Annotated in this window: 5 protein-coding genes; all 5 read left to right on the forward strand. The window is 71.7% G+C overall.

The window, feature by feature from the left end; all coding sequences use genetic code 11:
* The first annotated feature begins 171 nt into the window (after positions 1–171).
* The 5 genes from ACFWRV_RS09745 to ACFWRV_RS09765 all read left to right on the forward strand — a co-directional run bounded on the left by ACFWRV_RS09745 (position 172) and on the right by ACFWRV_RS09765 (position 6,603).
* A complete protein-coding gene (locus ACFWRV_RS09745; RefSeq protein ID WP_003965521.1) occupies positions 172–834 on the forward strand; it encodes a response regulator transcription factor in 663 nt (220 codons plus the stop codon).
* 114 nt (positions 835–948) lie between these two features.
* Positions 949–2,223 (forward strand): HRDC domain-containing protein, encoded by a 1,275-nt coding sequence (locus tag ACFWRV_RS09750; protein ID WP_384330843.1) that lies wholly within the window; start codon positions 949–951, stop codon positions 2,221–2,223.
* Positions 2,224–2,358: 135 nt separating this feature from the next.
* Positions 2,359–3,057 (forward strand): ferritin-like domain-containing protein, encoded by a 699-nt coding sequence (locus ACFWRV_RS09755; protein WP_384330846.1) that lies wholly within the window; start codon positions 2,359–2,361, stop codon positions 3,055–3,057.
* A 193-nt stretch (positions 3,058–3,250) separates the two neighbouring features.
* Complete coding sequence (locus ACFWRV_RS09760) at positions 3,251–4,477, forward strand: acetyl-CoA C-acyltransferase (protein ID WP_109163063.1); 1,227 nt, start codon at positions 3,251–3,253, stop codon at positions 4,475–4,477.
* Positions 4,474–6,603 carry a 3-hydroxyacyl-CoA dehydrogenase NAD-binding domain-containing protein gene (locus ACFWRV_RS09765; protein ID WP_384330850.1) on the forward strand — a complete coding sequence of 710 codons (2,130 nt, stop codon included), beginning with the start codon at positions 4,474–4,476 and terminating at the stop codon, positions 6,601–6,603. Before ACFWRV_RS09760 ends, ACFWRV_RS09765 begins: the two co-directional genes overlap by 4 nt.
* The last annotated feature ends 69 nt before the right edge of the window (positions 6,604–6,672 follow it).

A 6,672-nucleotide genomic window follows, 5' to 3' on the forward strand; every position in this document is an offset into this window, starting at 1 on the left:
GTACAATCGATCGCACGTCCTATTTGCCCGAATTGTTACTCACCAAATCGTGATCTTCCCCTAAAGGAGGACGGGTCCGCTGCCGAAGAGGTCAATGACCCTTCAAGCACGGTTCGCCCCCGGCTTCATCCCCCGAGCCGGCCCGTCCCGCCACTCCCCCCAGGAGGCCTGGTGTCCGTTCTCCTTGAGCAGCCCGCAAGCCTGGTCGCCTACCGCCCGAACAAGCCGACGGCCATGGTCGTCGTGGCCGACCCGCGCGTCCGTTCCACCGTCACCCGCCATCTGTGGGCCCTCGGAGTACGTGACGTCATCGAGGCGTCGTCCATCGCGGAGGCACGTCCCCGCGTCGGCAACCCGCGCGACATCTGCATTGCCGACGTCCACCTGCCCGACGGTTCCGGGCTGACCCTGCTGTCCGAGACCCGCGCCGCAGGCTGGCCCAACGGTCTCGCCCTCTCCGCCGCCGACGACATCGGCGCCGTTCGCAACGCCCTCGCGGGCGGCGTGAAGGGCTACGTCGTCACCGGCACCCGAACCAACATCGGTCACCCCACCCGCCCCGGCGTCGCCCCCATCGGCGCCAACGCGGCCCGTATGCACCGCAGGCCTCCCGGTTCCCCGAGCCACCCGGGCGGCTACCGCGAACTGTCCGGACGTGAGGTGGAGGTGCTCCGCCTGGTCGCCGAAGGCCAGTCCAACAAGGCCATCGGCGTCTCGATGGGCCTCTCCGCCCTGACCGTCAAGTCGCACCTCGCCCGCATCGCCCGCAAGCTCGGCACCGGAGACCGGGCCGGCATGGTCGCGGTCGCCCTGCGGACGGGCATCATCCACTGACCGCACCCCGCCGGGACGTGCACCGATGCGTCTCCGGCTGGAATACGCGCATGGCCGCCCGTCGACGGAACGTTCCGTCGACGGGCTCCCTGCATACACAGATACCCTTGACACGTGACCGACGCCCAAGAGACCGCAGCAGACACTTCACTGCGAACCACCGGGGGCGCTCCCCCGGACGACGTCGCCCCGGCGCCGATCCCCTTGCTGGAGCCGCGCGAGGGCATTCCCCCGGTGGTGACGTCCGACGACGCCCTCGCCCGGGTGATCGCGGCCTTCGCCGCGGGCACCGGCCCGGTGGCCGTCGACGCCGAGCGCGCCTCAGGATACCGCTACGGCCAGCGCGCCTACCTCGTACAGCTGCGCCGCGAGGGCGCGGGCAGCGCCCTGGTCGACCCGGTCGGCTGCCCCGACCTCTCCGGCCTCGGCTCCGCCCTGGGCGGCACGGAGTGGATCCTGCACGCGGCGACCCAGGACCTGCCGTGCCTGCGCGACATAGGCATGACCCCCACCTCGCTCTTCGACACCGAGCTGGCGGGACGGCTCGCGGGCTTCCCGCGCGTCGGCCTCGGCGCGATGGTGGAGAACGTCCTCGGGTACGCCCTGGAGAAGGGCCACTCCGCGGTCGACTGGTCCACCCGTCCGCTGCCCGAGCCCTGGCTGCGCTACGCCGCACTCGACGTGGAGCTCCTGATCGACCTGCGCGACGCGCTGGAGGAGGAGCTGGAGCGGCAGGGCAAGCTGGAGTGGGCCCGGGAGGAGTTCGACGCCATCGCCTCCGCGCCGCCGGCCCCGCCCCGCAAGGACCCCTGGCGCCGCACCTCGGGCATGCACAAGGTGCGCCGCCGCCGTCAGATGGCCGTCGTCCGGGAACTGTGGACCACCCGTGACCAGGTCGCCCAGCGCCGCGACGTCTCGCCGGGCAAGGTGCTCGGCGACGCCGCGATCGTCGAGGCCGCGCTCGCGCTGCCGGTCGATGTGCAGGCCCTGACCGCGCTGCCGGGATTCGGCCACCGCATGGGCCGGCGTCAGCTGGAGCAGTGGCAGGCTGCCGTGGAGCGGGCCAAGGCGCTGCCCGAGTCGGCGCTCCCGCAGCCCGGCCAGCAGCCGGCCGGACCGCCTCCCCCGCGCTCCTGGGCCGACAAGGACCCGGCCGCCGCCGCCCGGCTCTCGGCCGCCCGCACCGCCGTCTCCGAGCTGGCCGAGCGCCTCCACATGCCCCAGGAGAACCTGATCACGCCGGACACCGTGCGCCGGGTCTGCTGGGAGCCGCCGAAGAACCCGACCCCGGGCGCCGTCGAGGACACCCTCGCCGGATACGGGGCACGGAACTGGCAGATCCAGCAGGTCGCCCCGCTCCTGGTCCGGGCGCTGGACGCCACCGCCTGACCCCACGCCGGCACTCGCGAACACCCCTCGGCCGTCGGCCGGGGGGTTTTCCCTGCCCGGCAGGAACCGCGGGAACCACAAGAACCATCGGAGCCATCGGAGCCAGAGGATTCATCGGAGTCACGGGGGACGGACATGGACACCACGGCGTACGGCGAATGGATACGCGCCTTCGAGGAAGCGCGGCTTGACCGGGCGGAACGAGGCGATCCGGACTGGCAGACCGGCGTGCCGCCGCACCCCGCGATCCGGCGCAGTCTGCAGCGTTTCCAGGTCGGCGAGGACGGCGACGGGGCCGGGCTGATCACCGAAGCGGAGGCGGCCGGTGACGCGGAGTACGCGTCGGCGGTGCGGATGTTCGTCGCGGAGGAGCGAAATCACGCCAGGTTGCTGGCGCTCCTGCTGGCCTCGGGCGGCGCGCCCGTGATCGCCTCGCACTGGAGCGACCGGGTTTTCGTGGCGCTGCGCCGAGCCCTGGGACTCCGCCTCGAACTGCTGGTCCTCATGATCGCGGAGGTGATCGCGCTGCGGTACTACCGGGCCCTGCGGGAGGGCGGCGAGGACGCGCTGACCCGGGAGGTGGCGGGGCGGATCCTGGCCGACGAGGAGCGGCACGTGCCCTTCCACTGCCACCGCCTGCGCCGGGGCCTGCGCCCGCTGCCGCCGCCGGTACGGGTTCTGGTGACCTCCGGGTGGCGTGCCGCCCTGGCCGTGGCCTCGCTGGTGGTGGCGGTGGACCATGGTCCGGCGTTGCGGCGGCTGGGCATCGGGCGGGGCCGGTTCGTCGCGGAGGTGGTGCGGTCCTCCGGGCCGATCGCTGCGACCATGCGGTGAGGGGCCCGGTCGGGAACGTACGGCCGGGGCGTCCGGGGAGCCCTGTGCCGCCCGCCGGACCGGTGTGACCTTCGACGCTCCGGCCGTGGGGGGTGGGCAGTCTGGTTACCCGCAAGTAGCATGATGGGCAGGCGGCGCACCCCCGTGGCGCGCCCCGCAGCAGTGCCATCCCGCACCCTGGAGGAGAGCCACCGTGCCTCGTACCATCCGGGACGTCGTCTTCGTCGACGGCGTCCGCACCCCGTTCGGCAAAGCGGGCCCGAAGGGCATTTACCACGAGACCCGCGCCGACGACCTCGTCGTGAAGGCCATCCGGGAGCTGCTGCGCCGCAACCCGGACCTGGACCCCAAGAAGATCGACGAGGTCGCCATCGCCGCGACCACGCAGATCGGGGACCAGGGCCTCACGCTGGGCCGCACCGCCGGAATCCTGGCCGGTCTGCCGCAGTCCGTCCCCGGCTACTCGATCGACCGCATGTGCGCGGGCGCGCTGACCGCCGTCACCTCGACGGCCGGTTCGATCGCCTTCGGCGCGTACGACGTCGTCGTGGCCGGTGGCGTCGAGCACATGGGCCGCCACCCGATGGGCGAGGGCGTCGACCCGAACCCGCGCTTCGTGTCGGAGAAGCTGGTCGACGAGTCCGCCCTGTTCATGGGCATGACGGCGGAGAACCTGCACGACCGCTACCCCACGATCACCAAGCAGCGCGCCGACGCGTACGCGGTGCGTTCGCAGGAGAAGGCCGCCAAGGCGTACGCCAACGGCAAGATCCAGCAGGACCTGGTACCGGTGTCGGTGCGCCGCACCAACGCCGAGGCGGGCGAGACGGGCTGGGGCCTGGTCACCGCCGACGAGCCGATGCGCCCCGGCACCACGCTGGAGTCCCTGGCCGGTCTGAAGACCCCCTTCCGTGCCCACGGCCGGGTCACGGCCGGTAACGCCGCGGGTCTCAACGACGGCGCCACCGCCTCCCTGCTCGCCGCCGAGGACGTCGCCCGCGAGCTGGGCCTCCCGGTCAAGATGCGCCTCGTCTCCTACGCCTTCGCGGGCGTCGAGCCGGAGGTCATGGGCTATGGCCCGATCCCGGCGACCGAGAAGGCGCTGGCCCAGGCCGGCCTCTCCATCTCCGACATCGGTCTCTTCGAGATCAACGAGGCGTTCGCCGTGCAGGTGCTCGCCTTCCTGGAGCACTACGGCATCGCCGACGACGACGCCCGCGTCAACCAGTACGGCGGCGCGATCGCCTACGGCCACCCGCTGGCCTCCTCCGGTGTCCGGCTCATGACGCAGCTGGCCCGGCAGTTCGAGGAGCAGCCCGAGGTCCGCTACGGCCTGACGACGATGTGCGTCGGCTTCGGCATGGGCGCGACGGTCGTCTGGGAGAACCCGCACTTCAACGCTGACGGAGGCAACAAGTGAGCTCCACCACTGAGCTTCTGAAGGGTGCGGCCGAGCTGTTCCCCGGCGAGGTCGTCACGCAGGCGCACGTACGCCACCTGGACCTGCCGTCCGGTGCCGGGCGGTTCGCGCTCATCACGCTGGACAACGGCCTGGACCACACCAAGCCGACCACCTTCGGACCGCAGTCGCTGGCGAACCTGAACGCCGCGATCGACCAGGTCGAGAAGGAGGCGTCCGAGGGCACCATCACCGGTGTCGGCATCACCGGCAAGCCGTTCATCTTCGCGGTCGGCGCCGACCTCAAGGGCGTCGAGCTGCTGAGCCGTCACGAGGACGCGCTGGCCATCGGCAAGGGCGGCCACGACGTCTTCCGCCGCCTCTCCGGCCTCGCGGTCCCCACCTTCGCGTACTACAACGGCGCGGCCATGGGCGGCGGTGTCGAGGTCGGTCTGCACTGCACCTACCGCACCGTCTCCAAGGCGCTCCCGGCGTTCTCGCTGCCCGAGGTCTTCCTCGGTCTGGTCCCCGGCTGGGGCGGCTGCGCGCTGCTCCCGAACCTGATCGGCGCGGACCGCGCGGTCTCGGTGATCATCGAGAACTCGCTCAACCAGAACCGTCAGCTCAAGGGCAAGCAGGTCTTCGAACTCGGCATCGCGGACGCGATCTTCGAGGGTGCGGACTTCCTGGAGCAGTCGCTGATCTGGACCGCGAACGTCCTCAAGGGCACGGTCGCGGTCCAGCGCGCCGAGGTCGACCGCGGCGACGCCTGGGACCAGGCCGTCGCCCGGGGCCGGGCCATCGCCGACTCCAAGGTGCACGGTGCGGCCCCGGCCGCGTACCGCGCGCTGGACATCATCGCTGCGGCGAAGGACGGCGACCTGTCCGCCGGCTTCGACGCCGAGGACCAGGCGCTGGCGGACCTGATCATGGGCGGCGAGCTGCGCAGCGGCATCTACGCCTTCAACCTGGTCCAGAAGCGCGCCAAGCGCCCGGCCGGCGCCCCGGACAAGAACCTGGCCCGCCCGGTCACCAAGGTCGGCGTCGTCGGCGCGGGCCTGATGGCCTCGCAGCTGGCGCTGCTGTTCCTGCGCCGCCTGGAGGTCCCGGTCGTCCTCACGGACATCGACCAGGCGCGCGTCGACAAGGGTGTGGGCTACGTCCACGCCGAGATCGAGAAGCTGCTCGGCAAGGGCCGCATCAACCAGGACAAGGCCAACCGCCTCAAGGGCCTGGTCTCCGGTGTCCTCGACAAGGCCGAGGGCTTCGCGGACGCGGACTTCATCATCGAGGCCGTCTTCGAGGAGATCGGCGTCAAGCAGCAGGTGTTCGCGGAGGTCGAGGCGGTCGCCCCGGCGCACGCGATCCTCGCCACCAACACCTCCTCGCTGTCGGTGACCGAGATGGCGTCGAAGCTGAAGAACCCCGAGCGGGTCGTCGGCTTCCACTTCTTCAACCCGGTCGCGATCCTGCCGCTCCTGGAGATCGTGCGCGGCGAGCAGACGGACGACGCCTCGCTGGCCACCGCGTTCGGTGTGGCCCGCAAGCTGAAGAAGACCGCGGTCCTGGTGAAGGACGCCCCGGCGTTCGTCGTCAACCGCATCCTCACCCGCTTCATGGGCGAGATCCAGAACGTCATCGACGAGGGCACCCCGGTCGAGGTCGCGGAGAAGGCCGTCGAGCCGCTCGGCCTGCCGATGTCCCCGCTGGTGCTCCTGGAGCTGGTGGGCCCGGCCATCGGCCTGCACGTCTCCGAGACCCTGAACCGCTCCTTCCCGGAGCGCTTCACCGTCTCGCAGAACCTCGCGGCCGTCGTCAAGGCGGGCAAGCGCGGCTTCTACGTCTACGACTCCGGAGCGCCGGTCCTCGACCCCGAGGTCGCCGCCCTCCTCAAGCAGGGCGACACCGTCCTCACCGAGGAGCAGACCCGTGACCGCGTGCTCGACGCGGTGGCGCAGGAGATCGGCCTGATGCTGGACGAGGGCGTCGTCGCCGAGGCCCAGGACATCGACCTGTGCCTGATCACCGGTGCGGGCTGGCCCTTCCACCTGGGCGGCATCACGCCGTACCTGGACCGCGAGGGCGTCTCGCAGCGGGTGAACGGGAAGCCGTTCCTCGCGCAGGGTGTGGCGAGCGTGCCCGCCTAGTCCTGGGGTAGGAAGAGCTCCGGAGCGGGCCCCACCGGCCGGAGGCCGTGCGGCCCCCACCGACAAGCC

It is taken from the genome of Streptomyces sp. NPDC058576, from assembly GCF_042718715.1.
Taxonomy (GTDB): Bacteria; Actinomycetota; Actinomycetes; order Streptomycetales; family Streptomycetaceae; genus Streptomyces.